This is a genomic window from Rhodoluna lacicola, from assembly GCF_000699505.1.
GTDB lineage: Bacteria > Actinomycetota > Actinomycetes > Actinomycetales > Microbacteriaceae > Rhodoluna > Rhodoluna lacicola.
In genome coordinates this window covers 963,427-990,340 of sequence record NZ_CP007490.1, presented here as the reverse complement: position 1 = coordinate 990,340, position 26,914 = coordinate 963,427, and the positions used below count along the sequence as shown (strand labels likewise).

General features: G+C 51.7%; 25 protein-coding genes. 15 read left to right on the top strand and 10 right to left on the bottom strand.

The annotated features are described in order from the left end of the window. Positions 1-12 precede the first annotated feature (12 nt). Together cysE and cysK are read right to left on the bottom strand one after the other, a co-directional pair. Positions 13-519 carry a serine O-acetyltransferase gene (gene cysE, locus RHOLA_RS04840; RefSeq protein ID WP_038502777.1) on the bottom strand — a complete coding sequence of 169 codons (507 nt, stop codon included), beginning with the start codon at positions 517-519 and terminating at the stop codon, positions 13-15. After that, positions 516-1,466 carry a cysteine synthase A gene (gene cysK / locus RHOLA_RS04835; RefSeq protein ID WP_038502774.1) on the bottom strand — a complete coding sequence of 317 codons (951 nt, stop codon included), beginning with the start codon at positions 1,464-1,466 and terminating at the stop codon, positions 516-518. Before cysK ends, cysE begins: the two co-directional genes overlap by 4 nt. 109 nt (positions 1,467-1,575) lie before the next feature. On the opposite strand from cysK, the gene RHOLA_RS04830 reads away from it, so the two are divergent. From RHOLA_RS04830 to RHOLA_RS04780, 11 genes are all read left to right on the top strand, one after another. Further along, the gene (locus RHOLA_RS04830) at positions 1,576-2,166 is read left to right on the top strand and encodes a hypothetical protein (RefSeq protein ID WP_158384503.1); all 591 of its coding nucleotides are present in this window, start codon (positions 1,576-1,578) and stop codon (positions 2,164-2,166) included. Next, complete coding sequence (locus RHOLA_RS04825; protein ID WP_038502770.1) at positions 2,163-2,351, top strand: DUF6186 family protein; 189 nt, start codon at positions 2,163-2,165, stop codon at positions 2,349-2,351. The genes RHOLA_RS04830 and RHOLA_RS04825 overlap by 4 nt, the downstream gene beginning before the upstream one ends. A 98-nt stretch (positions 2,352-2,449) precedes the next feature. Continuing rightward, positions 2,450-3,406, top strand: coding sequence for a 5-dehydro-2-deoxygluconokinase (gene iolC / locus RHOLA_RS04820; protein WP_038502769.1), 957 nt, complete (start codon positions 2,450-2,452; stop codon positions 3,404-3,406). Continuing rightward, positions 3,406-4,281, top strand: coding sequence for a class I fructose-bisphosphate aldolase (locus tag RHOLA_RS04815; protein ID WP_038502768.1), 876 nt, complete (start codon positions 3,406-3,408; stop codon positions 4,279-4,281). Before iolC ends, RHOLA_RS04815 begins: the two co-directional genes overlap by 1 nt. A gap of 18 nt (positions 4,282-4,299) precedes the next feature. After that, on the top strand, positions 4,300-5,796 hold the full coding sequence (locus tag RHOLA_RS04810) for a CoA-acylating methylmalonate-semialdehyde dehydrogenase (RefSeq protein WP_038502767.1): 1,497 nt from the start codon (positions 4,300-4,302) through the stop codon (positions 5,794-5,796). A 19-nt stretch (positions 5,797-5,815) separates the two neighbouring features. Continuing rightward, the gene (gene iolB / locus RHOLA_RS04805) at positions 5,816-6,709 is read left to right on the top strand and encodes a 5-deoxy-glucuronate isomerase (RefSeq protein ID WP_038502766.1); all 894 of its coding nucleotides are present in this window, start codon (positions 5,816-5,818) and stop codon (positions 6,707-6,709) included. 18 nt (positions 6,710-6,727) lie between these two features. Continuing rightward, a complete protein-coding gene (gene iolD / locus RHOLA_RS04800; protein WP_038502765.1) occupies positions 6,728-8,650 on the top strand; it encodes a 3D-(3,5/4)-trihydroxycyclohexane-1,2-dione acylhydrolase (decyclizing) in 1,923 nt (640 codons plus the stop codon). Positions 8,651-8,692: 42 nt separating this feature from the next. Continuing rightward, complete coding sequence (locus RHOLA_RS04795; RefSeq protein ID WP_038502763.1) at positions 8,693-9,568, top strand: sugar phosphate isomerase/epimerase family protein; 876 nt, start codon at positions 8,693-8,695, stop codon at positions 9,566-9,568. Positions 9,569-9,641: 73 nt separating this feature from the next. Next, positions 9,642-10,682, top strand: a complete 1,041-nt coding sequence (locus RHOLA_RS04790; RefSeq protein ID WP_051636287.1) for a LacI family DNA-binding transcriptional regulator — start codon at positions 9,642-9,644, stop codon at positions 10,680-10,682. 153 nt (positions 10,683-10,835) lie between these two features. Continuing rightward, entirely contained in the window at positions 10,836-11,747 is a 912-nt protein-coding gene (locus RHOLA_RS04785) for a sugar phosphate isomerase/epimerase family protein (RefSeq protein WP_038502760.1), read from the top strand. Between the two features lie 15 nt (positions 11,748-11,762). Continuing rightward, positions 11,763-12,773 carry a Gfo/Idh/MocA family protein gene (locus tag RHOLA_RS04780; protein WP_038502757.1) on the top strand — a complete coding sequence of 337 codons (1,011 nt, stop codon included), beginning with the start codon at positions 11,763-11,765 and terminating at the stop codon, positions 12,771-12,773. A 64-nt stretch (positions 12,774-12,837) separates the two neighbouring features. On the opposite strand, the gene RHOLA_RS04775 is transcribed toward RHOLA_RS04780, so the two are convergent. The 4 genes from RHOLA_RS04775 to aroA form a co-directional block, all read right to left on the bottom strand. Next, positions 12,838-13,599, bottom strand: a complete 762-nt coding sequence (locus RHOLA_RS04775) for a GntR family transcriptional regulator (protein ID WP_038502754.1) — start codon at positions 13,597-13,599, stop codon at positions 12,838-12,840. Positions 13,600-13,680: 81 nt separating this feature from the next. Beyond that, positions 13,681-14,454: an inositol monophosphatase family protein gene (locus RHOLA_RS04770; protein WP_038502753.1), complete on the bottom strand. Its 774-nt coding sequence runs from the start codon at positions 14,452-14,454 to the stop codon at positions 13,681-13,683. Between the two features lie 9 nt (positions 14,455-14,463). Then, positions 14,464-15,504, bottom strand: coding sequence for a ribosome small subunit-dependent GTPase A (rsgA, locus tag RHOLA_RS04765; protein ID WP_038502750.1), 1,041 nt, complete (start codon positions 15,502-15,504; stop codon positions 14,464-14,466). Continuing rightward, on the bottom strand, positions 15,501-16,802 hold the full coding sequence (gene aroA, locus RHOLA_RS04760) for a 3-phosphoshikimate 1-carboxyvinyltransferase (protein ID WP_038502747.1): 1,302 nt from the start codon (positions 16,800-16,802) through the stop codon (positions 15,501-15,503). The genes rsgA and aroA overlap by 4 nt, the downstream gene beginning before the upstream one ends. An 87-nt stretch (positions 16,803-16,889) precedes the next feature. On the opposite strand from aroA, the gene RHOLA_RS04755 reads away from it, so the two are divergent. Beyond that, the gene (locus RHOLA_RS04755) at positions 16,890-17,510 is read left to right on the top strand and encodes a sigma-70 family RNA polymerase sigma factor (RefSeq protein ID WP_174376651.1); all 621 of its coding nucleotides are present in this window, start codon (positions 16,890-16,892) and stop codon (positions 17,508-17,510) included. Beyond that, positions 17,510-17,758, top strand: coding sequence for a zf-HC2 domain-containing protein (locus RHOLA_RS04750; RefSeq protein ID WP_038502744.1), 249 nt, complete (start codon positions 17,510-17,512; stop codon positions 17,756-17,758). The genes RHOLA_RS04755 and RHOLA_RS04750 overlap by 1 nt, the downstream gene beginning before the upstream one ends. 40 nt (positions 17,759-17,798) lie before the next feature. On the opposite strand, the gene RHOLA_RS04745 is transcribed toward RHOLA_RS04750, so the two are convergent. Further along, a complete protein-coding gene (locus RHOLA_RS04745) occupies positions 17,799-18,410 on the bottom strand; it encodes a GDSL-type esterase/lipase family protein (RefSeq protein ID WP_038502742.1) in 612 nt (203 codons plus the stop codon). Between the two features lie 2 nt (positions 18,411-18,412). Beyond that, complete coding sequence (locus RHOLA_RS04740; protein ID WP_227818769.1) at positions 18,413-22,132, bottom strand: multifunctional oxoglutarate decarboxylase/oxoglutarate dehydrogenase thiamine pyrophosphate-binding subunit/dihydrolipoyllysine-residue succinyltransferase subunit; 3,720 nt, start codon at positions 22,130-22,132, stop codon at positions 18,413-18,415. A gap of 162 nt (positions 22,133-22,294) precedes the next feature. Here RHOLA_RS04740 and RHOLA_RS04735 point away from each other — a divergent pair, with 162 nt between their 5' ends. Both RHOLA_RS04735 and RHOLA_RS04730 read left to right on the top strand, forming a co-directional pair. Next, entirely contained in the window at positions 22,295-23,617 is a 1,323-nt protein-coding gene (locus tag RHOLA_RS04735) for a hemolysin family protein (RefSeq protein ID WP_038502740.1), read from the top strand. Beyond that, entirely contained in the window at positions 23,610-24,647 is a 1,038-nt protein-coding gene (locus RHOLA_RS04730; protein ID WP_038502737.1) for a hemolysin family protein, read from the top strand. Before RHOLA_RS04735 ends, RHOLA_RS04730 begins: the two co-directional genes overlap by 8 nt. A 7-nt stretch (positions 24,648-24,654) precedes the next feature. Here the strand turns inward: RHOLA_RS04730 and RHOLA_RS04725 are convergent, their stop codons facing one another. Next, the gene (locus tag RHOLA_RS04725) at positions 24,655-25,737 is read right to left on the bottom strand and encodes an NADH:flavin oxidoreductase/NADH oxidase (protein WP_038502734.1); all 1,083 of its coding nucleotides are present in this window, start codon (positions 25,735-25,737) and stop codon (positions 24,655-24,657) included. Next, on the bottom strand, positions 25,721-26,893 hold the full coding sequence (locus tag RHOLA_RS04720; RefSeq protein WP_038502732.1) for an MFS transporter: 1,173 nt from the start codon (positions 26,891-26,893) through the stop codon (positions 25,721-25,723). Before RHOLA_RS04720 ends, RHOLA_RS04725 begins: the two co-directional genes overlap by 17 nt. Positions 26,894-26,914: the final 21 nt, after the last annotated feature.

Here is a 26,914-nt window from a genome sequence, read left to right as displayed (position 1 = left end):
AAATATCCCGCTCTAATTAATCGGCTTGATTTGCGGGCCAACAATCACAGCGCCTGCGGGCACGTTCTTGGTAACTACGGCGTTAGCGCCAATCATTGCTCCGTCACCAATTTCAATATCACCGATGATTTTTGCGCCCGCACCCAGTAACACGTTGTTGCCAATTGTTGGGTGGCGCTTCACTCGATCATTGATTTTTCCACCCAGGGTTACGCCGTGATAGATCAAAACGTCATCACCAACGATTGCAGTTTCACCAATCACCACGCCCATGCCGTGGTCAATCACTACGCGACGGCCGATCGTTGCCCCGGGATGAATTTCGATTCCGGTCCAAAACCGAGTCCACTGGGAATGCATCCGGGCTGGAATGTGCCAACCCCACTTCCAAAGTAGGTGGGCTACTTGGTGGGACCAAAGGGCATGCAAGCCCGGTGAAGTTAAGAAAAGCTCAAGAGCCGATCTTGTGGCTGGATCTTTTGCCAAGCCGGCTTGGATGTCTTCTCTTATACGTATCAATTAGTTGGGTTGAATTCCTCTTGAATGTCACGGTAAAGAGTTGTCGATAGATAACGCTCACCAAATGACGGGATGATTACTACAACAATCTTGCCAGCAAATTCAGGTTTGTGGGCTACATCAACTGCAGCCTTTACAGCTGCACCAGAGGAAATGCCCGCAAGGATGCCTTCTTCGGCACCAACGCGGCGAGACCACTCGAATGCATCGCTGTTAGCAATCGAAATAACTTCGTCGTAAACGGTGGTGTCAAGGATGCTTGGAATGAAGTTTGGTCCGATTCCGGCAATTGGGTGACCGGCTGCCTGACCGCCGGTAAGTAGAGGTGATGCGGCCGGCTGAACAGCATAAACCTTGATTTCTGGGTTGAGTTCTTTCAGGCGACGGCCAGTTCCTGTGATGGTTCCGCCGGTTCCGGAACCAGCAACCAAAGCGGCGACTTTGCCATCGGTGTCTTTCCAAATTTCTTCAGCTGTGGTTTCGCGGTGAATCTTTGGGCCGGCAGGGTTATCGAACTGGCGAACCAAAACTGCACCCGGGATCTCTTTACCAAGAGCTTCTGCCTTGGCAACAGACCCGGTCATACCCTCGGCTGCCGGAGTAAGAATTACTTCGGCACCATATGCGCGAGTAAGCACTTTGCGCTCAAGGCTCATAGAATCTGGCATCACAATAATTACTCGGTAACCGCGGGCGGCACCAACCATTGCCAGACCAATTCCCGTGTTTCCTGAAGTTGCCTCAATCAGCGTTCCGCCAGGCTTCAGTTCTCCGGATTCCTCGGCTGCATTTACCATCGCAATAGCCAGGCGGTCCTTGACTGAACTCGAAGGGTTGTAGAACTCAAGCTTTGCGTAAACGTGTGCAGCCGCGCCATCGGTCACGCGGTTTAGGCGTACCAAAGGGGTGTTGCCAAATGCTTCGGTGATGTCGTTGTAAAGAGCCATGAGTTCTTCCTAATTAAGGTATTTGTTTAAGTTTGCCCTATTTATTTGGCGCACGACACCGATGTTTCTCTCTGTTACGGTATGTGTTTCTGCCGATAACCTAATTTTTATGTATCTTTCCCAGTGGTTGAAGGTTGTGCTTAGCGGCATCAATCCGTGGCTACCAGTGCTGGTTTTTGTAACGGCCTTCCACATCAACCGCGGTTCTTTTGGAGATGCAATTATTTTCGGCATCGGTTGCCTATTACTGATTGCGGATTGGAAGCGTTGGGTTCCCTGGCACATGCCAGAGCGCCCAAAGATCAGCGGCTGGGTTATCGGTGTGGTGATTTTGATCAGTTGCAGTGTCTTGTTGTTTACCCAGCGCGATGGTTGGCAGAATCGGGTTTTGCTGCTAACCCTGGCACCGATAGCCCTCTCGATGGTGTACTACCGGGATCATGGACCAAAACCCGGTGCCACGAAACAAATGATGAGGACCAAGTGGGTTTGGGTCACGCTGGCTTTGATAATGGCGGTTTCAGAGCTTTTTGCCTACATATTCGCAGCGGTTTACAAGGATGACTCCACCTACCCAACCATCTCTATTTTGGTGAATCCAACCTTGGAGTCACCTTGGGGAAGGGCTATTTTTCTGACTCTATGGATGCTGATTGGCGTGGGGCTGCTGCAGATTCGCAGAAAACGGGGCACCAAGTGATCCCGATTATTGAATATGCCTCGGTTTTGATGCTTGGCTTTGCCGCGTGGCTGTTTGGCCGCCTAAGGCCGGAGATTTTGGCACCGCTTGGGGATTTGGTGGCCAGATTGATGCATCAGCGCAACACCCGCATCGCCCTAATGGTGGTCTGGTGGTGGCTGGGGTGGCACTTCTTCACCACCTAATTTGTCACGATTCGGCAACGGTATGTCAGTATGTTATGACAAAGTATGCTAGCCTGCTTAGTATTAGGTGAAACTAAAAAGAAGGTTTGCAAAACAGCATGACTCAGAACAACCAGCCATACGACGTAATCACCATTGGCCGGGTGAGCGTTGACGTTTACCCGCACCAGGTGGGTGTTGGCCTCGAGCATGTCACCTCGTTTGGCAAATTCCTGGGCGGAAGCGCTACAAATGTTGCCGTTGCGGCCGCCAAATACGGTTTGAAGTCCGCTGTGATAACTCGCACCGGGAACGACCCGTTTGGTAAGTTCATCCACCAAGAGTTGGTTCGCCTAGGGGTCAGTGATGAATTCGTCTCTGGGGTAGCTGGTCTGCCAACTCCGGTCGTGTTTTGCGAAATTTTTCCACCAGACGACTTTCCACTTTATTTCTACCGCGAACCAAAGGCTCCGGATCTAGTTATCAACACCGATGAACTGGATCTTGAAGCCATCAAAAGCGCAAAAATTTACTGGTCAACTGTGACCGGCCTGAGCCAAGAGCCTTCTCGCGCCGCGCACTTTGCAGCATGGGATGCTCGGGCTCGTAAACAGCACACCATTCTTGACCTTGACTATCGACCAATGTTTTGGTCTGCACCTGAGTTGGCCACCGAGCAGGTTGAAAAGGCATTAGCTCACGCAACGATTGCCATTGGCAATAAAGAGGAATGTCAGGTTGCGGTTGGCGAGACAGAACCAATGCGTGCGGCTGATGCTTTGCTGGAGCGCGGGCTGGAGATCGCGGTCGTAAAGCAGGGCCCCAAGGGAGTGCTTGCCAAGACTCGCGATGAAACCGTAGAGGTTCCTCCTTACTTCGTTGACGTGGTTAATGGCCTTGGTGCTGGTGACAGCTTCGGCGGCGCATTTTGCTATGGAGTTTTGCAGGGTTGGGGGCTTGAGCGAATTCTTAAGTTCGCAAACGTGGCTGGCGCAATCGTGGCAAGTCGCTTGGAATGCTCTACTGCAATGCCAAGTTTCGAAGAGGTTGAAGACATTGTGAAGGGAATGAAGTAATGACTTTGGACTTTGCAAAGTTGCGTGAGGTTCGCGCTAGCAACCCTGAAAAAATTGCTGAGGTTTATGCTTCTCGAACTCGTCGTGACGTAATCCAGGGGGATGGCCGACTATTCATAATTGCCGCGGATCACCCGGCCCGAAATGCTTTAGCGGTTAGAGACAATCCGCGCGCCATGGAGAATCGCTACGACCTGCTGCAGCGTCTTGCCACGGCGCTGTCGCGACCAGGCGTAGATGGTGTTCTGGGAACACCTGACATCATTGATGACCTTGCACTGCTTGGTTGCCTTGAGGGCAAATTGGTCGTTGGTTCGCTAAACCGCGGTGGTCTTCGCGGAGCTTCATTTGAAATGGACGACCGGATTACCGGTTATGACATAAGCGGCATTATTCGTGACCGTCTGGACTTTGCCAAGATGTTGAACCGAGTAAATCTTGGCGATGCAGGAACTTCCAACATGCTTGAGATTTCTCACAAAGCGGTGAACGAAGCCGCCGCTGCCAAGCTGCCAATAATGCTTGAGCCGTTCATGAGTGAGTGGGTTGACGGAAAAATCCGCAACGACTTAAGCACCGATGCTGTAATCAACTCAATCAGCATCGCAAATGGTCTTGGTAATTCATCTGCTTACACCTGGATGAAGTTACCTGTTGTCGAAAACATGGCCCGAGTCATGGAATCGACCACTCTACCTACCTTGCTTTTGGGTGGAGATCCAGTTGGTGACCAAAGCGATTCATATGCGGCCTGGGAAAAAGCTCTTGAGCTACCTGGGGTTCGTGGTCTTGTTATTGGCCGCAGTCTTCTCTATCCACAAGACGGCAACGTTGGAGCCGCCATCGACACCGCCGTCAAACTAGTTCACGGCTAATTACAAAAAGGAAATTAAATGAGCAATCTACCTGTAGTCCCACACTGGATTAATGGCCAGGAAGTTTCAGGAAAGCCTGATCACGTTGTTTTAGTTACCGATCCAGCCCTTGGTATCGCAACCAAGCAGGTAAACGTAGCCGGAGAAACTGAGATCGAAGCTGCTTTTGCAAGTGCGCAAGCTGCTTTTCCAAAGTGGCGCGACATGTCACAGGCCCGCAAGCAGGCGATCATGTTTAAGTTCCGCGAACTTCTAAACGAGCGCAAGCACGAGTGTGCCGCTCTAATCACAGAGGAGCACGGCAAGGTTCTTGACGATGCTCTGGGCGAAGTTACTCGTGGCCAGGAGGTCGTTGAGTTTGCTACCGGCATGCCTCATCTTTTGAAAGGCATGTTTACCGAGAACGCTTCATCGGGTGTAGATGTTTACTCAATTCGCCAGGCACTTGGCGTTGTAGGAATCATTTCTCCATTCAACTTCCCAGCCATGGTGCCAATGTGGTTCTTCCCAATTGCTATTGCTGCTGGAAACACTGTTGTAGTGAAGCCATCAGAGAAGGTGCCTAGTGCAACCCTATGGATGGCAAAACTCTGGAAAGAAGCAGGATTGCCAGACGGTGTGTTCAACGTTCTAAACGGCAATCGCTCAACTGTGCAGGCCATGCTTGAAGACCAGCGAATTAAAGCAATCTCTTTCGTTGGTTCAACACCGGTGGCAAAGTACATCTATGAAGAGGGCTCAAAGCACGGCAAGCGCGTTCAGGCTCTTGGTGGCGCAAAGAACCACGCACTGATCCTTCCTGATGCTGACCTAGACCTAGTTGCTGACTCAATGATCAACGCAGGCTTTGGTTCTGCCGGTGAGCGTTGCATGGCGATCTCTGTTGCTGTTGCAGTGGAGCCAATTGCAGACGATTTGATCGCAAAGATTGTTGAGCGCATGGGCAAACTTCGCACCGGTGACGGTCGTCGTGGTTGCGACATGGGCCCATTGGTTACCAAGGAACACCGCGACAAGGTGGCTGGCTACATCGAGATAGCAGAGAAGGATGGCGGGCGAATCATCGTTGATGGTCGCAAGCAGAACTTTGACGGAGACGAGAACGGTTTCTGGCTTGGCCCAACCTTGATCGACAATGTTCCGCTAACCTCAAAGGCGTACAAAGACGAAATCTTTGGCCCTGTGCTTAACGTTGTTCGCGTAAAGAGCTACGACGAGGGTGTGAAGCTGATCAACGACGGTGAGTACGGCAACGGTGTTGCAATCTTCACCAACGATGGTGGAGCGGCGCGTCGTTTCCAGAACGAAATCGAAGTCGGCATGGTTGGTATCAACGTTCCAATCCCGGTTCCAGTTGCTTACTACTCATTTGGTGGATGGAAGAATTCGGCATTTGGTGACACTAAGGCTCACGGTGTTGAGGGCGTTAAGTTCTTCACTCGCGAGAAGACCATGACATCACGCTGGCTTGACCCAAGCCACGGTGGTATCAACCTGGGTTTCCCACAGAACTAAAACCGTAGAAGATATAGAAATGAATTGGTTCTTCAAGAAGGGTGAGCTCAGCCAAGATGGCTGGGACGTAGTTGTTGACTCCTCGATAGAGGGTTGGCAGCACACCGGCCTAAAGGTCGGCACCCTGCTTGAAGGGCATTCATTTCACATCCCTGCCGACGGAGTCGAACGCATTATCTTTCCGCTCGAAGGCAAGGGTCTGACGGTTGAATATCGCGAAGCGGGCGAATCATCGTTTAAGACTCAATTCTTGAACGGCCGGGTATCGGTGTTTCACGGCCCAGCCGACTTAATTTATGTACCTGTGGACACCGAGGTAAAAATCTCTGGTGATGGACGAGTTGCCGTTGGTGAGGCTCCAGCAAAAAACACCAAGCCGGTGCGCTACATCAAGGCAGAGGAAGTGCCGGTTTTCGTTCGTGGAGCCGGTCGCGAAAGTCGCCAGGTACACAACTTTGGCGTTCCTGAAACTTTAGATGCCGACCGCTTCATCGTGGTTGAGGTAATCGTTCCGGCCGGAAACTGGTCTGGCGTGCCGGCTCACAAGCACGACACCTACGTGCCAGGCGTTGAATCAAACCTTGAAGAGATTTATTACTTTGAGACCGCTGTTTCACGCACTGTCACCGCACCCGCAAATTCTGATCCCGTTGGATACCTGCGCGGTTATGCTTCTGACGAACGCGAGTACGACGTTCTTGCAGAGGTTCGCTCAGGTGATGTGGGTCTTGTTCCTTGGGGTTGGCACGGACCTGTGTCCGCAGCGCCAGGGGCAGACCTTTACTTCTTTAATGTGATGGCAGGCCCAGACCCAGATAGAAGTTGGAACATCACCGATGATCCAAATCACGCCTGGGTTCGTGAAACCTGGCATCACCAGGATCCAGATCCAAGACTTCCTTACACAAAATAGGCAAAAGAAAGTAAGTAAATGGCAACTCGCAGAATGTCTGTAAGTCAGGCAATAGTTGAATTCCTAGCCCACCAGTACACCGTCGACGGCGACATCCGTGTGCGCACCATCGAGGGTGTCTACGGAATCTTTGGTCATGGCAACGTTGCTGGTATTGGTCAGGCGCTAAAACAACTTTCTGTCACCAATCCAAAGATGATGCCATTTCACCAAGCTCGCAACGAGCAGGCCATGGGGCATGAGTCCATCGCTTTCTCACGAATGACTCGTCGTCGTTCAACATTTGCCTGTGCGGCTTCGGTGGGCCCTGGTGCAGCAAACATGCTCACCGCTGCGGCAGTGGCAACAACCAACCGCCTGCCGGTTTTACTTTTGCCCTCAGATACTTTCGCAAATCGCGTTGCTGACCCGGTGTTGCAGCAGTTGGAGCAACCAAACGATGCAAGCTTGACTGTGAATGATGCCTTCAAGCCACTGTCACGATTTTTTGACCGCGTAACTCGCCCCGAGCAGATCTACTCTGCTTTGCTTGGTGCGATGCGTGTGCTTACCGACCCAGTAGAGACCGGTGCGGTGACCATTTCACTACCTGAAGATGTTCAGGCAGAAGAGATTGATGTTCCAGAGGAATTCCTAGCCGATCGCGAGTGGCACATTCGCCGCCCACGCCCGGATCGTGGCATCATCGCCGAAGTTGCCAAGGCAATCCGTGGCGCAAAGAGCCCAATGATCATTGCCGGTGGTGGAGTTATTTATTCAGATGCCAACACCGATCTGCGCAAGTTTGTTGAGCAAACTGGAATTCCGGTTGGAATGTCACAGGCGGGTGTTGGTTCGCTGGTTTGGGATCACGCACAAAACCTAGGTGCCGTTGGTGCCACCGGAACTACAGCCGCTAACCGCATTGCGGCCGAGGCCGACGTGATCATCGGCATTGGTACTCGCTACAGTGACTTCACCACCGCTAGCCGTACCGCGTTCCAGAATCCAAAAGTAAAGTTCATCAACATCAACGTTGCTTCATTTGACGCTTTCAAGCACGGCTCTGCTATTCCAGTGGTTGCCGATGCACGTGAGTCAATCAATGAACTTGCCGAAGAGCTTGCTGGCTACCGCGTAGCGGCCGATTACGAGACTGAGTACACGAAGCAGAAGTCAATCTGGGATGCAGCGGTTGATGCTGCATTTGAAGATCAAAAACGTGACCTACCTGGTCAGCCAGAAATTATCGGTGCGGTTCAAGCAGCATCTGATCCACGTGACGTCGTAATTTGCGCAGCTGGTTCGCTACCGGGTGACTTGCACAAGTTGTGGCGGGTGCGTGACGACCTTGGTTACCACGTTGAGTATGCGTTTTCTTGCATGGGCTACGAAATTGCAGCAGGACTAGGTGTTGCGCGTGCCGACAAGACTCGCGATGCGATCGTGATGGTTGGCGACGGCTCTTACCTAATGATGCACAGCGAACTAGTGACCGCGGTTGCAGAACGTTTGAAGTTCATCACCGTGCTGATTCAAAACCACGGTTACGCGTCTATCGGGCACCTTTCTGAGGACGTTGGTTCGCAAAGGTACGGAACCAAGTACCGCTACCGCGATGAGGCTGGCAACAATCACGAAACTGGTGACCTGCTGCCAATCGACCTAGCCGCAAATGCTGAGAGCTACGGCGTCAAAGTGATTCGCGTTGAGCCCGGACCTAGCTCAATAAGCGATCTAAAGGCTGCCGTTAAGAAGGCTAAGGCGCACACCGGTGGTCCAGTTCTGATTCACATAAATAACGACCCGCTCATCTACGCACCAGATGGCGAAGGTTGGTGGGATGTGCCAGTAATGCCAATTTCTGATCTTGATAGCACTAAGCGGGCCTACGTGGGTTATGACAAAGCAAAGCAAAAGCAAAAGTTGTTGCTAGGTAACGGCGCAGCAGACCGCAAGTAAACATCCCGCGCTAAAGTTACGCAATTACAAAGGAGTAAATAAATGGTAAAAATCGCTCTGGACCCAACCCCGTTCCACAGCACTCACTCGCTGTTGGAATTCCCAGCACTTGCAGCAGACCTAGGCTACAAGTACCTGCAAATGACTCCGCACCCGGATCTAATTCCTTTCTTCAATCACCCCAAAGGTGACGATGACCTTGTCAAACAGCTCAAGAAAGCAGTCAAAGATGCAGGCATTCAAATTGCTTCCACGCTGCCAGTGCTTCGCTGGTCAGGTCCCGATGAAGATGTTCGTGAAGCAGCGGTGCGCTACTGGAAGCGAGTGATTCAAATTACGGCTGATCTTGGCGTAGATACCATTGGCACCGAGTTCAACGGGCGCCCCGAGCGCGCCGAGGAATCAGAGCGTGCTTTCTACCGTTCAATGGAAGAGCTTGTTCCAATTATTGAAAAAGAGGGCATCAAGGTTTTCATTGATCCACACCCAGATGACTTTGTAGAAAATGGGCTTGCTGCTTGGCGAGTGATTCGCGGCATAAACTCAAAGAACTTTGGAATGGTTTACGTTGCCTCGCATACTTTCCACATGGGAAACCAGCCGGCAAAGATTCTGGAAGTCGCCAAGGGTCGCGTGGGTATCGTGCACATGAGTGACACTATGGACCACACGGCATCACATGGTTTGCGTTACATCACCAACCCTCCGGGTAACGCGGTACGCGTGCACCAGCACCTAAGAATCGGTGCCGGAGATGTTAACTTTGACGAGATGTTCCAGGGGCTAAAGGCCAATGGCTTCCTTGACAATCCAAACAGCATCATGTGTTCGAGTGTTTTTGCCGAGAATGAAAACGCGCGTGAGATGTCTATCTACCAGCGTGAGGCAATTGAAAAACTTATTGCCAAGCACCAGTAAGCTGCCAATTTCAGCACTAAAGCCCCTCGGTCTTCTAGCAGGCCGAGGGATTGCTTTTTACTAGGATTGCCACATGGCCAAAAACGTGGACAAAAAAGAGAGTAACAGTGAGATCCGCCATGCCACCATGGCAGACATTGCGGCAGAGGTCGGGGTCTCGCGCCAGCTGGTCGGTCTAGTTTTTCGAGGCGAGCCTGGTGTTGGAGCAGCCACCGAGGCCAAAATACGGGCCGCGGCTAAGAAACTTGGCTACCAGCCAAACCTTGCAGCTCGTTCTTTGAGAAGTGTCAACTCAAATTACATCGGGGTTATGTTTCGACCCAATGAATCCTCAATGGGTGAATTGATTCCCGCACTTTACAAGTACGCGCATGCCGCCGGATACCGTTTGTTTTTGAGTTCCGTTTCAAGTAACCACCAAGAAGAAAGTGCAATTCAGGAGCTCTTGGGCCACCGATGCGAAGGCCTAGTGCTTTTCTCTTCACAGCAAAGCAAAACTGCAATTCAAAAATTGGCAAGAAACATTCCGCTGGTCAGTGTTGGTCGACGGCTCGAGGGCGTTCGCTGCGGCATGGTGTCATCTCATGGTGAAGTTGGTGTTGCCGAAGCTGTCGACTATTTGATTGGACTTGGCCATAGGCAGATTGGCTATGTTTACGCAAAAGACATGCTTGACTCCGAGTTCCGCCTCGAGGGCTACCTGTCAGCCATGAAGCGACACAAGTTACCAACCCAGATTGTGGAGATTGAGGGGGACTTCGCTGAAGAAGGCGGCTCTAAGGCCGCTGATAAGTTCATAACTCGTGGCCTACCCACTGCCATCGTTTGCAACAACGACCAGGCTGCCTTAGGTCTCTCTTATCGCCTTATTCAAAGCGGAATTCAAATTCCTGAAGATGTCTCAGTGGTTGGCTATGACGATACAGTCGCAAGCTTGCCATTCTTGAACCTGACTACGGTGCGGCAAGATCCGGATGAAATTGCCAAGGCAGCCGTCGATGACATTGTTGCCCGAATCAAAGGGCAGCAGTACTTATCGCAGCAGATCTTGACCAGCTCCAAATTGGTGGTTCGAACTAGCACGGGCAAGCCAAAAGTTAGCACGAGCAAGTAAATACTCTAGGGCTCAACGGGGCTATAGGCCTTATAAAGACTGGGAAGTAGCACTTTTTGCCCAGGAATTCGATGCACAATCGTTTATAAAAGTGTTATCTAGAATTGCTCAATTGGGGCGCTAGGCCAGGCTGTCTGGGTTAGATTTGTTGCTATGACAAAGCAAATTCGTGTTGGCACAGCGCCAGACTCTTGGGGCGTATGGTTCCCAAATGACCCAAAGCAGGTTCCTTGGGAGCGCTTCCTAGATGAAGTGCAGGCTGCTGGCTACCACTGGATTGAGCTAGGACCATTCGGCTATCTACCAACCGATCCAAACCAACTGGCCGATGTTCTTGCCGAACACGACCTAAAGCTGTCGGCCGGAACTGTTTTCACCGGATTCCACAAGGGCGATGACCAGTGGAAGCGCGCTTGGGATCAGGCATTAGATGTTGCCGGCCTTGTATCAAAGCTGGGCGTAGAGCACTTGGTAGTAATTCCAGACCTTTGGCGTTCAGATGCCACTGCAGAGGTGCTTGAATCACGCGTGCTTGATAACGACCAGTGGAAGAAGTTGGCCGCGGGGCACGACAAGCTTGGCAAGGCCTTGCTTGAGGAATACGGAATTCACCAGCAATTCCACTCGCACGCAGACAGCCACATTGGAACTTACGCCGAGGTAGAGCGTTTCCTGCAGGAGACAAGCAAGGAATACACCAACCTCTGTCTAGACACCGGTCACTTTGCCTACTACCTAGGCGACAACGTCAGGTTGATGAACGCTTACCCAGAGCGCATTGGCTACCTGCACCTAAAGCAGGTACACCCTGACATTCTTGCCGAGGCACTAAAGAACGACATGCCATTCGTTGACGCAGTTGCTAGGGGAGTAATGACTGAGCCTGGCTTCGAGGGCGTGCCAGAGTTCGCTCCAATCATTGAAAAGGCAGCGCAGATCAACCCTGAAATGTTCGCGATTGTCGAGCAAGACATGTACGGCTGTGACGTTGACTTCCCAGCACCCATAGCCGACCGCACCCTAAAGCACATCATGAGTTGCACACACGCTGCTCGAGTTCGTTAATCAAGAGAGAGTTAAATGTCAGAACTAAGAATCGGTGTTGTCGGCGCGGGCCTTATGGGTGCAGACCACATTATTAGAATCCAAAATCGCATCAACGGCGCAATCGTGACTGCAGTGGTCGAGCCAGATGAAGGTCGCGCCAAGTCAGCGATGGAAAACGCTCCAGCTGCCAAGTGGTACCCAAATGTTGAGGCTGCAATTGCCGACAAGGCAATGGACGCCGTTCTAATTGCAACTCCAGGTCAGTTCCACGAGCCAGTGTTGTTGCCGGCGTTGGCAGCCGGCCTTCCAATCCTTTGTGAGAAGCCACTTACTCCTGATGCAGCATCGTCGTTGCGTATGGTTGAGGCTGAAGTTGCAACTGGCAAGCAGTTCATTCAGGTTGGTTTCATGCGCCGCTTTGATGCTGGCTACGAAAACCTAAGGTCATTGATCTCAAGCAAGGATCAAGGGGAGTTGCTTGGTCTGCACTGTGCCCACAGAAACCCTTCTGTGCCTGAAAGTTACCACAACGACATGTTGATTTTTGACTCAGTGGTTCACGAGATTGATGTTGTTCGCTTCTTGACTGACTCTCCGATTGAAACCGTTGAAGTTAAGCACATGAAGCGCAACTCAAACAATCACTCAGGGTTTAGCGATCCAATTTTGGTGCTACTAAAGACTAAGTCAGAAGTCCTTGCCACAGTTGAAATGAACGTTTCAGTGAAGTTTGGTTATGAGGTAAAGACAGAGGCAGTTTTCGAAAACGGAATTGCAGAGATTGGTCGCACAAGCGGCATGACCACTTGGTTCAATGGTCAGATTTCAACTCAGGAACACATGTCTTTCAAGACTCGATTCGCCGCTGCTTATGACTCGCAGATTCAACGCTGGGTCACTGCAACTAAGCAGGGGAAAATCGATGGGCCATCAGCCTGGGATGGCTACCTCGCTGCTGCAGCAGTAGAGGCAGGTGTGAAAGCACTAAATACGGGCACCTTACAAAACGTAGAGTACGCTGCAAAGCCAGACTTCTACAAATAGCATTACTCTCATCGAAAAAAATCTACCCGGCAGTAATGCCGGGTAGATTTTTAATTTGTCGAATTTATTTTTCAACCAGAGTGACCTCAAAAGAGTAAAGGTCAGGGCGGTAGCAGTGGTGACCAAACTCTACTGCTCGACCTGAGTTGTCATATGCAGTACGGTCCATGGTTAGCAGCGATGCTTGCTTTTCAATAGCTAGGTCAGCGGATTCCTGCTGACTGGCTTTGCGAGCACCAATTTTCTGTTTTGCGACTCGAATGGTGACGCCGCGGGATCTCAGAATTTGGTAGAGACCATGTTGATTTAGTTCGGACTCGGAAATGTCGGAGAATTCTGCTGGCAGCCAGTTTTCCATAATTGAAACGGCAACGTTGTCGGCCGCACGAAGCCGGCGCATGTAAAGCACTTCAGAGCCTGGCTCAACACCAAGTTTTTCGGCAATCTTGCTATCTGCTTTTATCTTTTTGTATTCCAAAATTTTGGTAGATGGCTTTTGTCCACTGCGTGACAGGTCCTCATATAGCGAAGTCAGCTCAACACCTCGGGTAACCTGCCCGTGCACGACCTGCGTGCCAATGCCGCGGCGTCTTACCAAAAGCCCTTTGTCAACCAAGTCCTGAATCGCGCGACGAACAGTGGGCCGGCTTAGCCCAAGGCGCTCACCAAGTGAAACTTCGTTTTCAAGTCTTGATCCAGCGGGTAAATCGCCACTGAGAATTGCCTTTTCGATGCGCTGAGCGATTTGAAAGTACAGGGGAATAGGACCCGAGCGGTCCAGGTCCATGAATACTCCAATCGGGAGAATCTGTTCAACCTGATTCATAGCCATTCCAAATACCAATGTTTACAGTCGCCATGCTTTGACAACATGTAATGACATTAGCACAAGAGCGCTTACAAGCCACTAAAAGTGCCCGGCAACCGCCTGGTGTAGTTTGCCGTTTGTAGCCAACACCGATGAGCTCTCGGCGGTCAGTGGCCCATCCAGAGCGGTGAACTGTCCGCCGGCCAACTCAACGATCGGCACCAACGCCGCGATGTCGTAAATCTTGAGGTCGTGCTCGGCAACTATGTCCAGCGCCCCCTCGGCCAGCAGCATGTAGCTCCAGAAATCGCCATAGGCGCGGGTGCGCCAGATTTTGCGCGATAGTTCAGTGAGCTGCGGCAGCATTCCCGCCTGATCCCAGAGCTGCAAGTTGTTGTAGCTGAGCGACGAGTTTTCCAAAGCGCCAATTGCAGAAACCTTGAGTTCCCGAACCGCTCCATCGATGTCTTTCGTGAAAGCGCCCACCTCGGGAGCGGCCCACCAGCGTCGCCCCATGGCGGGTGCTGACACCACACTGACCAGCGGCTTTCCGTCTACGGCCAGGGCAATCAACGTTGCCCACACCGGCACACCACGAAGGTAGTTTGCTGTGCCATCGATCGGGTCAATAATCCAAGTTCTTGACGCTGAACCGGTGCTTCCAAATTCTTCACCAATCAGGGCATCGGCCGGTGCCTTCTCTGCCAAAACCTTTTTCAGCGCCTGTTCTACCGAACGGTCTGCATCGGTAACCGGCGATCGGTCTGGCTTATCTTCAACGTGCAGATCAAGGGCCCTGAAACGCTGAAGCGAAATTGCATCGGCAATGTCAGCAAGTTCCAGTGCAAGATTTAGATCTGCTTGATAGTTCATCTGCTCAGTTTATTCGCTGCTGTTATTTGCGATTGATTGAATAAGTCTTCGCAGTGAGTCAACTCGTGCAGCGCCGCTTGTCCCTAGCGTGCCTTCCTCAATTGCTTCGTCAAGAGCACAGTCGGGGGCATCCGCGGAATGAGAGCAATCACGAGGGCAGGTCTCAATCACCTGATATAAATCTTCAAAAGAACGCAGCAGATTCTCTGGCTTGACGTGACCTAGCCCAAATGAGCGAACGCCCGGGGTGTCAATAATCCAGCCACCATTGAACGACTCGTCTAAGCGAATCGCACGCACAGATGAGGAGGTGTGACGACCTCGACCGGTGACCACGTTTACGCCACCGGTGGCGCGCATTGCGTGCGGCGCCAGAGAATTCACCAAGGTTGATTTACCAACTCCGGAGTGGCCTACAAACACCGATGTCTGACCGGCAAGCAAATCACGAAGCTGCGGAAGCGCGGGTTTGTCGGAGCGATTCAAGACCACTGGAATACTCAGGCCGGCAAAGTTTGCGAGGAAGTCATCGGGGTTGGCAAGGTCTGTCTTGGTGATTACCAGGATTGGCTTGAGCCCGGCATCGTAAGCTGCCGCTAGGTACCGGTCAATCAAGCGTGTTCGAGGCTCTGGATTGGCAATCGCCACCACAATCACCATCTGGGTTGCGTTGGCAACGATTACACGCTCAACCTGGTCAGAGTCATCGGCACTCCGGCGCAGCAAGGAAGTACGCGGCTCAATTCGCACCACGCGAGCAAGGGCGCCCTCATTTTCCGATGTGTCACCGGCTAGTGCAACGCGGTCTCCAACAACGGCTCCGGTTTTGCGAAGCTCCTTGCCCATGGTTGCGTTTACTACGCGATCTTCTCCATCAATTAACACGCGATAGCGCCCAACATCAACACCAAGCACCAGTCCCAGTGGAGCTTCTGCGTACTCGGGACGCTTTTTGGTGCGGGGCTTATTTCCCTTTGGGTTTGGTCGAACCCGAACATCGGTTTCGTCCAGATCGTTTTGACCTGGTTCTGGCTCGTAGAGCCAACTCAAGCTTGTGTTCCTAGCATCGACATCCACATCGAAGCAAAATTTGGCATGGTTTTTGAAGTTGTTGTGATGTCTTCAATTTCAATTCCAGGAACGCGAAGCCCGATTATGGCACCCGCGGTTGCCATGCGATGGTCCTCATAAGTTCGCCAAAGCGCTCCGTGCAAATTATTACTTGGATCAATTTCTAAACCATCAGCAGTTTCACGCGCGATTCCACCGAGGCGATTGATTTCAGCCGCAAGTGCCGCAAGGCGATCTGTCTCGTGCCCGCGTAGGTGTGCAACCCCGCGTATAACAGTTGGACTATCTGCGATCGCGGCCAGGGCAGCGATTACTGGAGTAAGTTCGCCACCGATTGAAAGATCGATGTCTAGTCCGTGTATCGCGCCGGTCCCAGAAATTTCAAGCCCGCCAACGTGACGAGTTATTTTTGCTCCCATTTGCTGCAGAATGCCATCAAACTCGTCGCCAACCTGGGTGGTTGACTCCGGCCATCCCTGAATGAACACTTTTCCACCGGCCACCATCGCGGCAGCCAAGAACGGGCCGGCATTTGAAAGATCCGGCTCAATCGCAACCGTTCCACCAGAAATTTCACCCGGCTCAACCCGCCACACAGCGGGTTCCGGAGATGAAACCTTTACACCGCGTTTTTGCAGACAATCCAATGTCATTTCAATGTGTGGCATCGATGGCAGGTGCTCACCCTCGTGGCGCAGTGTCAAACCATTCTCATAGCGAGCCGCAGCCAAAAGTAAACCTGAAACAAATTGGCTGGATGCCGATGCATCGATAGTTATTTCACCGCCGGCCACTTTGCCTGTTCCGTGCACGGTGAAAGGCAGGGCGGCGGCGCCCTCGTCTGAGACAGCTACGCCCAGAGCTCGCAGGCTGTTGATGGTGGTGTGCATTGGGCGACGCCTGGCGCCCTCGTCGCCATCAAACTTGATGTCGCCATTTGCCAACACCGATACCGGTGGCACAAAGCGCATTACGGTGCCGGCGAGGCCACAATCAATAGTCGCTGACCGGTCAAATGGCTTGGGGGTGACCAGAACGCTGCCATCGGTGTCGACATCTATTTGAGTGCCTAGCGAGCGCAGGGCGTCAATCATCAGCGAGCTATCCCGTGAGGTCAGGGTGCCGGTCAGCAGCGTTGGCTCCTTGGCTAGAGCGGAAAGCACCAGCTCACGGTTGTTTAGCGACTTAGACCCAGGTAATTCAACGCTTGCGTCGAGCGGTCCGCTAGCCACGGGGGCTAACCAGCGCTCAGGCTGGGAATAGGTCTTGGAAGTCATTGGTTCAAGGTTACTATGTCGCCTTTTGTAGCCTCCAGTGCTGGCTTTACCAACCCGTTGAAGGGCGTAAGGCTAAACTCAAAGAAGATGAAGACCACTGAAGAACAAGCCAAGCAGACCCAAATCCAAGAATTTGAGCAGCAGGCACTGCCGCTGATGCCGCAACTGTATGGAGCAGCCTTACGCTGGACTCGAAACCCCTCTGATGCCGAAGACCTGGTTCAGGAGGCATTCGCGAAAGCATTTGTTGCCTGGGGTCAGTTCCAGCAGGGCACAAATCTCAAGGCGTGGCTCTACCGCATCATGACTAACACGCACATCAACATGTATAACAAGCGTGCCAAAGATCAGGCCAAGGGTGGCCTAGACGATCTAGAGGATTGGCAGTTGGGTTCCGCTGAATCTGTAACTGCGCTTTCAACTCGTTCCGCCGAGCTTGAAGCAATTGATAATCTTCCATCTGAAACCATCAAGACAGCTCTTAACGAAATTCCAGAAGAGTTTCGCATGGTTGTCTACTACGCGGTGGTAGATGGCCTTCCATATTCTGAAATCGCAGAAATTATGGGAACCCCGGTTGGCACGGTCATGAGCCGTCTGCACCGAGGAAAGAAATTACTAAAGAAACTCCTGACCGATTATGCGCGTCAAGAGGGATACGACGTTTCCGACAGTGAAGCGAATGAAAAGAACCAAGGAGTCGCATAATGGCTGAATTTGATTGCGAAGAAACCAAACGCCACGTGCACGAATATCTGCACAATGAGCTCTCAGATCAAGAGCTACAGGACATCACGGCACACCTAGCAAACTGCGATAGTTGCGAGGGTGACTACGATGTCGAAAATGTATTGAACAACGCGATTAGTCGCGCTTGTGCCGAAATGCCTCCTCAAGATCTTGCAGATTCAATCATGAATCGAATTCGAGACATTCAAAGAGGCGTTCCCCACTAAAGGCTTAAATAAGAATCCGCACTCAATGAGTGCGGATTTTTTATTCTGGCGCTGGTATACCTAACCATTCATACCAACCGCGATTAAGAACTAGCCAGGCGATTAGTCCGTGACCCACTTGACCAGGTAGCCCGTTTTCTGAGGTTTCAATTTCTAGGTTCCAGCCCTCGTGCTCAACCAGGGGTCTGAAGCAGTCCACAAAAGTTACTCCACGACGGTCCGCTACATCTTCGAAGCCAGAAGCCAAGTGCTCGACCTCACCATTTAATTCTTTATTACGGTGAGGAGTAGGGCCAACCAAAAATGATTCGATTCCTGCGCGCTTAGCTTCATCAATGATGGTGGCTATGTTTAGTCTGCTTCTAGAAATTGAAATTCCGGCCGCCGGGTCGTGGTTGCTTAGCGCTATGACAAGTTTATTTTCAGTCTCGGCGCTAAATCGACGTTGCACCTCTGCTTGCCAGCGTTCGGCCAACATGGATGTTGTCTCATCAGGAGCCGGTAGGGCAAAGATGTCGATGCGAGGAAAACTGGACGGCGTCTTTGAGGTTACCCGGCCAACCCAACCCATGCCTTTAGGATCTCCAGCCGCTGAAATGATTGCATCGCCCAAAATGACGATGCGCACATCGCGTCTAGTTTCCGTTGACATGACTAGATGCTAAAGGCGCGTTCAATGAGATCCGCTTGTTCAACAGCGTGACGCTTCGCAGAGCCGGTCGCCGGAGAGGCGCTGGCAGGTCGAGAGACAAGCTTGGCAACCTGCCCATTCATGTAGCGAGGCAAGAACAGACCGATGTAGGTCCAAGGTCCCTGGTTGGCCGGCTCATCCTGAACCCAAACTAGCTCTGCGTTTGGATACTGAGCATAGGTTGCCTTGATTTCATCAACCGGGGTTGGGTAAAGCTGCTCAACTCGAACGATTGCGGTGGTGCCATCGTTGCGTTTTTGCGCTTCTGCCAATAGATCCCAGTAAACCTTGCCCGAGCAGAACAGCACGCGCTTTACGTTGTTCTTGTCTAGTCCCTGCTGATCATCTATCACCGGCTGGAAAGTTCCATTGGTAAATTCTTCAACCGAAGATGAAGCTGCCTTGAGGCGCAACATGGACTTAGGTGTAAAGACAATCAGCGGACGCTTAGGGTTCGAGTAAGCCTGGCGACGCAAAAGGTGGAAGTGCGAGGCAGGAGTCGAAGGCTGAGCCACAGTCATGTTGTTTTCAGCACACAACTGCAGGTAGCGCTCGATGCGGGCTGAAGAGTGGTCAGGGCCCTGACCTTCGTATCCGTGTGGCAAGAGCAGAACCACACCAGAATGCTGATTCCACTTTTGCTCGGACGAAGATATAAATTCATCGATGATGGTCTGTGCACCATTGGCGAAGTCACCAAATTGGGCTTCCCAAAGCACCAAAGCGTTTGGGTTTTCGACTGCGTAGCCGTACTCGTAACCCATTGCCGCGTACTCGCTCAGCAATGAGTCGTAAATGTAGAACTTGGCTTGATCTGCGGAAAGGTTTCGAAGCGGCATCCACTCTTGACCGTTTTCGCGATCGTGGAACACCGCGTGACGCTGAACAAAAGTTCCGCGACGACTGTCTTGACCGGCCATTCGAACGGTCTTGCCTTCCAAGAGCAAAGAACCCAGTGCCAGAAGCTCACCAAAGCCCCAGTCGATGCCACCTTCGCGGCTCATCTCAACCCGCTTGGTCAGTAGCTGCTGCAACTTAGGGTGAACGTGGAAACCAGCAGGCTGGTTATTGTGCGCATCACCAATCAACTCAACGACATCACGAGAAATGGCAGTTGCCTTTTCGATGGTTGGGTGATCGCTGGCTGTGGTACCGATTCCAACCGGACGGGTTGGGAGTGAAGGGGCAGCAATCATTGCCTCGTGAACCTCAGTGAAGGCACTTTCGAGGCGGCTCTGGAATCCAACATTCGCGGCATCGAATTCTTCACGCGTGATGTCGCCTCGACCAACAAGTGATTCAAGGTAAAGAGTTCTCACGGAACGCTTTGCTTCAATTAGGTTGTACATCAGAGGCTGAGTCATCGACGGATCGTCACCTTCATTGTGACCGCGGCGACGGTAACAGATGATGTCAAGAACCACGTCTTTTTTGAATTCCTGACGGAACTCAAAAGCTAGTCGTGCAACACGTACTACAGCTTCTGGGTCATCACCGTTGACGTGGAAGATAGGGGCCTGGATTCCCTTGGCGACATCGGTGGCGTAAACAGTTGAACGTGATTCCCAAGGCGGGGTGGTGAAACCAACTTGGTTGTTAATCACGATGTTGATTGTTCCGCCAGTCTTGTATCCGCGAAGTTGGGACATGTTCAGAACCTCTGGAACAACTCCCTGACCTGCAAAGGCAGCATCACCGTGAATGATTACCGGCAGTACTGGGTAAGCCTCATTCGAAACCGAATGGGTGCGGTCAAGTTTGGCTCGAACAATACCCTCAACCACTGGGTTCACGGCTTCAAGGTGTGAAGGGTTTGCTGCAAGTGAGACTCGAACTTGCTTTCCTTCCATATTGGTGAAGGTACCCTCGGTGCCAAGGTGGTACTTCACGTCACCTGAACCCTGAACAGACTTGGTATCGGTGTTGCCTTCAAATTCCTTGAAAACCTGACCATAAGTTTTTCCGGCCACATTGGTTAGTACATTTAGGCGACCGCGGTGAGCCATACCGATAACGACTTCTTCAAGTTGGGAATTCGCAGCTTCCTGAAGAATTTCATCAAGCGCGGCGATTGTTGATTCGCCGCCTTCAAGACTGAAACGCTTCTGACCAACGAACTTGGTCTGCAAGAAAGTTTCAAAGGCTTCGGCCTCGTTTAGCTTCTCAAGAATTCGCAGCTGCTCTTCGCGTGAAGGCTTCGCATATGGTCGCTCTAGTTTGTCTTGGAACCACTTGCGCTGAGCCGGGTCCTGGATGTGCATGTATTCAACACCAACGGTGCGGCAGTAGCTGTCACGAAGAATCTTGTAGATCTCGCGGAATTCGGCCTTTGGCTTGCCACCAAAACCACCGGTCTTGTAGGTGCGGTCAAGATCCCAAAGGCTTAGGCCGTGGTTCAAGATGTCTAGGTCTGGGTGTGATCGCTGCTGGTATTCCAGCGGATCAACATCGGCCATCAGGTGACCGCGTACGCGATACGCGTTAATCAGTTCCTGAATGCGAGTTTCCTTGGCGCGGTCGTCTGACTCGTTACGATCAAAATCGGTAACCCAGCGAACTGGCTCGTATGGAATGCGCAGGTCGGCAAAGATCTCGTCGTAGAAGCCACGCTCACCAAGTAGCAGTTCGTGAACCTTCTTTAGGAACTCACCAGAACCGGCGCCCTGAATAACGCGGTGGTCGTAGGTAGAGGTAAGTGTGATGGTCTTACTCACGCCAAGCTTTGAAAGCTGCGCATCAGATAGACCAGAGAATTCTGCGGGGTAGTCAAGTGCACCTGCACCAACGATGCAACCCTGACCCTTCATTAGGCGAGGTACCGAGTGCACGGTTCCAATTCCACCTGGGTTGGTTAGTGAAACTGTTGAACCGGCAAAGTCACCAGCGGTCAACTTGTTTTCGCGCGCACGCTTAACCAAGTCTTCGTAAGCAGTTAGATACTCGGCAAAGTTAAGTCGCTGAGCACGCTTGATGTTTGGCACCATCAGTGCACGAGTGCCATCTTCCTTTGGAATGTCGATTGCCAGACCAAAGTTAATGTGTGCCGGTTGAACGGCAGCCGGGCGCCCCTCAACTAGGTCGTAGTAAACGTTCTGGCTTGGAAATTCTTTTAGCGCGCGAATAATCGCGTAGCCAATGATGTGAGTGAAAGAAACCTTGCCACCGCGAGTTCGTGACAGGTGGCTGTTAATTACGATTCGGTTGTCAATCAATAGTTTGGCCGGAATGGTGCGCACCGAAGTAGCGGTAGGAACTTCAAGTGAGGCGTCCATGTTTGCCGCCAAAGCCTTAGACATTCCCTTCAGGATGTTGACCTGATCGGCTTCCTCAACTTCTTCTGAATCTACGGTGTTGATTAGTCCGGTGACCGGAGCCTGAGCCGGGATTGGCTGTGGTTTTGCCTCTACCCGAGTTGTCTTGGCCACGACCGCCGATGCCGAGCCGCTTGGGAGAGCAGCTGGTGCGGCCGACACGGCGGGTGCAGCTGGTGCGGCTGGCTGAATAGCCACCGGACCTGTGGTTGCGTGAGGAGTTTCGGTCGGCTTGTAGTTCTCGAGAATTGGCCACCAGGCCTTGTCCACGGAATCAGGGTTTGCCTTGTACTGCGCATACATTTCGTCGACTAACCAGTCGTTTGCGCCAAAACCGTTCTCGTTTTCAGTGTTGCCTGACAGAGAAATCACCTCTTTATGAAAGTCTTTGAGCCTTAAGCCTACCTTCTGGGGTCGGTCCAATTTGGCCTAAGCGGCTGTTTCGGCCAGTGAATTACTAGAAATCTGCCGGTATGCTGGTCAGACGATGGATAAAGCAGGTTCTGACCATAGACCCTCGGGCGGTGCCGCCTTATGAGTGAATGGCTGATGCTTGGTTTTGGTCTAATTTTGACCATTGGAACCGGGTTTTTCGTTGCCAGCGAATTTTCGCTCTTGAATGTTGAACGCAACGATTTGCAATCACGACAGAGCAGGGGCGAAAAGGGCCTCACCTTGCCAATTCGGGCTCTGCGACAAACCAGCACCCACTTATCGGCAGCCCAACTGGGTATCACAATAACCACTTTGCTAACGGGATTTGTGGCTGAACCGGCACTTACCAAACTTCTGTCACCGCTCTTTGGAGATCTTTCAATTAGTAATGACCTCAAGCGAACCTTTTCCGTAATTCTTGGCATGATTATTGCCACCGTTTTCTCCTTCCTCATTGGTGAGCTGGTTCCAAAAAACATGGCCCTTTCTAGCCCGCTCAAGGTTTTGAGATTCGTGGTTGGTTTTCAAGTTGCCTTCACCTGGACCTTCAATTTCATGATTCGGTTCCTCAACGTGACTGGAAACAAAATAGTCCGGCTGCTTGGCTTCGAGCCACGTGAAGAACTGAGTTCCACTAGGACCGCAGAAGAGCTTTCTTCTTTGGTGCGCCGCTCGGCGAGCATGGGTGCGCTGGATGCGCAAACTGCAACTCTGCTGACCAAGACTTTGGCACTGAGCCAATTGGTTGCGGCTGATGTGATGACACCAAGGCCTCGAATGCACGTTCTAGACAAGGACGACAATCTCACCTCGCTGATTGAGGCATCCATAAAAACTGGCCATTCACGTTTCCCCATTTCTGATGGATCAACCGATGACATCATCGGTGTTGCCCACGTGAAGCAAGCCGCCGCAGTGCCTCGTGAAAAACGTGAGGATGTTCCAGTATCAGCAATCATGGTTGAGGCGCCTAGGGTTCCTGAAACTATGCGGCTAGAAACCTTGATGGTGGAGCTGCGCGCCAAGGGATTGCAGTTGGCAATTGTTGTTGACGAATACGGCGGCACCGCGGGCTTAGCCACTCTTGAAGACCTTGTCGAGGAGTTGGTTGGTGAGTTGGCCGACGAGCATGACAGGGCTAAGGCTGGGGTGACGCGAGGCGCAAATTCTTCAGTACTCTTCCCAGGTATGACCAGGCCGGATGAACTGCTGGAGATGGCCATAAAAGTTCCAGATGATGGCGCCTATGAAACCGTTGCTGGATTCTTAATGAGTGTGCTCGGAAGAATCCCTGCTGTTGGTGATGAGGTTCAGATTGAAGACGGTGTGCTTCGCGTAGAGCGCATGGACGGCAGAAGAGTTGATCGAGTTAGGTTCACTCCGGCTTCCGAGTTTGAGTATTCGGAGGCAAATAATGAGTAGCGATTTGCAGGGTCTGGTTTGGCTAGTGGTGTTGCTGGCTTCGAACGCTTTTTTCGTTGGTGCCGAGTTTGCTTTGATCAGCGCTCGTCGCGCTCAGATTGAGCCGCGTGCTGAGGCAGGCAGCAGGCCTGCAAAAATCACGCTTTCGGCCATGGAAAATGTTTCGCTCATGCTGGCCACCGCACAGCTCGGCATCACAATATCTTCTTTGCTAATTCTTCTAATTGCTGAGCCCAGTATTCACCACCTCTTGGAGTACCCACTGCATGCTCTTGGCGTTCCGGATGCAGTCTTGAGTTCGGTTACTTTTGCAATCACCTTGTTGATCGTTACTTATCTACACGTAGTTATCGGTGAAATGGTTCCGAAGAATCTTGCACTGGCCATTCCCGAACGTGCCGCACTCGTGCTCACCCCGGTGCTGTACGCTCTGGCCATGGCGCTAAAGCCACTGGTTGGCGGACTAAATGCCGTTTCTAATGGCATTTTGCGTCTTTTTAAATTTGAACCAAAAGACGAGGCCAACAGCACATACACGCTGGATCAAGTCGAAGACATCGTGGAACATTCAACTCGCGAGGGAGCGCTTTCAGATGTCAGTGGTGCACTTTCAAACACGTTTGAATTCACCGAGAAAAAAGTACGCGATGTTGCCGTTCCCTTAGACAAGTTGATTGCTTTTTCTGAAACAGTTACACCTCGTGAAGTTGAGCAAGCCGTTGCTAAGCACGGTTTCTCAAGGTACCCGCTCAATGATGAAAATAATGAGTTGGTTGGTTACCTACATTTGAAAGATGTGATTGACCTGGATCACGATGAAGCTGATGATCCTTTTCCTGCCAAGCGAGTCAGATCGCTAATCACGCTCTCTTCAAATATGGAACTCGAGGATGCTCTAGCAAGCATGCGTAGGGTTCACGCTCATATGGCTAAGGCCGTAGATCGCTCTGGGAATATTCAAGGCGTGCTTTTTCTTGAAGATATTCTTGAAGAACTTGTTGGTGAAGTGCAAGACGCAACCCGAAGGTAGCGAGTAACTAGATATCTTTTGGAAATTTTCCACGAAGGTACTGGTTTGGCCAGTAGTCGATTTCAACACTAAGCTCGTGAGCCGCTCGCAGTGGCCAGTTTGGGTCTCGTAGGCTGGCCCGGCCAACCAAAATGACATCCACACCTCCGGCTTGCAAAATATTTTCTGCTTGGTGGGCATCGGTTATTTGACCAACCGCACCAACTGGATTCGACACGTTCCTTGCAATCTCTTCTGCAAATGGCACTTGGTAACCGGGTCCCGTAGGTATCTTGACGCCGGTTATTAGGCCTCCTGAGGAAATGTCGAATAGATCCGCACCTAATTCGGAACACCACTTCGCTACCTCAGTAGTTTGAGCTACATCCCAACCGTCTTCGCGGTAGTCCGTTGCAGAAAATCTCACGAAAATCGGCAGTACATCGCCGACCTCAGAGCGAATTGCCTTGATGATCTCCAGAAGGATACGGGCGCGGTTTTCTAGAGGACCGCCGAATTCATCGGTGCGCTGATTTGTGATCGGTGACAAAAACTGATGAATCAAATAACCATGAGCCGCGTGGATTTCTACAGCATCGAAACCCGCCAGCAGGGCATTCTTTGCGGCTTTGGCAAAATCTTGAATCAGATCAAGAACTTCCGCTGTGCTTAACTCTCTAGGCGCTTCGTATCCGTCAAAAGCTTCAGCGGTAGCCGAGACGGTTTGCCAGCCACCTAACTCAAGAGGAACGGAACCCTTTCCAGACCAATCGCGGTAGGTGGAACCCTTTCTACCCGCGTGCGCCAATTGAATCGCACTTTTTGCACCCTGTGCATGAATAAATAGATTCACCCGGGCCCAAGCGGCGACTTGCTCGAAATTCCAGATTCCTGGACACCAAGGAGAAATTCTTCCCTCTGGAGTGACCCCACTGGCCTCGGCAATAATCATGCCGGCACCGCCCGCAGCTCTTGCGCCAAGGTGCATCAGATGCCAGTCGCCAATCACACCGTCTTGGTTTTCGCAGGAATATTGACACATCGCGGGAATGAATATTCGATTTCGAATTTCCAGATCCCGAATCTTGATTGGCTCAAATAGTTTTACCATACTTAGCTTTGCCCTTCTGCATAAGAATCGAGCCGATGGCAATAAAAAGCGCCAGCAGGATGCCAGAAACCAAAGCGCCTTGCAGTCCAATTGCGTTGCCGATAAAACCAATCACCGCCGGTCCACCAAGAACGCCTGCGTAAGTCAAGCCAACAACTTTGGCCAGGTTGCGACCTTGGTTTTGCAGAGAACCAATATCAGAGGCAAAAGCCATGCATTGCGGTACTACAGCTGAAATACCGATGCCGGCTATTGCCCAGCCAATCCAGCTGAGAGGTAAGTTCGGAGTTAAAATAGACAGCGCGATTCCAACGCTTGCAACCAACGCCCCGTTTCGAATCACAAAAATTCGCCCATAACGCGCCACGACTTTATCGGCGATGAATCTAACTATTGCCATGGCAGCCGTAAATGTTGCAATGCTAATTCCGCCAACCGCAACAGAGCTGTTGAACTTTTCGATTGTAAACAGCGCGGACCAATCGATTCCGATGCCTTCGATTATTGCCGCCGATGCCGAAACCAATCCAATGAAGAGCACATAGTAGAACTCACGCGGGCGACCCTTGGATTTTGCAACCGACTCAGCGCCAGCATCAATCGTGACGTTGAGAAGCTTTTTTGAGAACGCTAACCCGGTAGCGATGGTTAGCAGGCCCCAGGTGCCCATGGTCACGGGCATGGCTATTTTCAGTGAAAGTGCCGCACCGGCAGAAAGCGAACCAAGGACACCACCGATTGACCACATGGCATGAAATGAAGAGAAGATTGGCCGCCCGTATGCTCGTTCCAACTCGAGGGCCTGGGCATTCATAGCGATATCGATTCCGCCGATGTTTAGACCCAAAATAAAAATCGCGATAGCAAGAGTCAAGTAATTAATTGCCAGACCAGGCAAGCCCAGTGCCAGACCAAGCGCCACGGAAATCCAGACCAACACTCTGCCACTGCCAAAACGATCCACCATGGCGCCAACTACCTGCATTGAAGCCAAAGCACCGGCACCCATTAGCAGGATTATGAAACCGATTTGCGTGTGTGAGAGCGCGAGCGTCTTCTGCACGAGGGGTATGTGGGTTGCCCAGATTGTCACTGCAGATCCGCAGAGCAGAAAGTACACGAAAACAGCCGCTCTAGCTTTCTGCAGTGATGTCATGTCTAAAGCATAGGTTTGGGT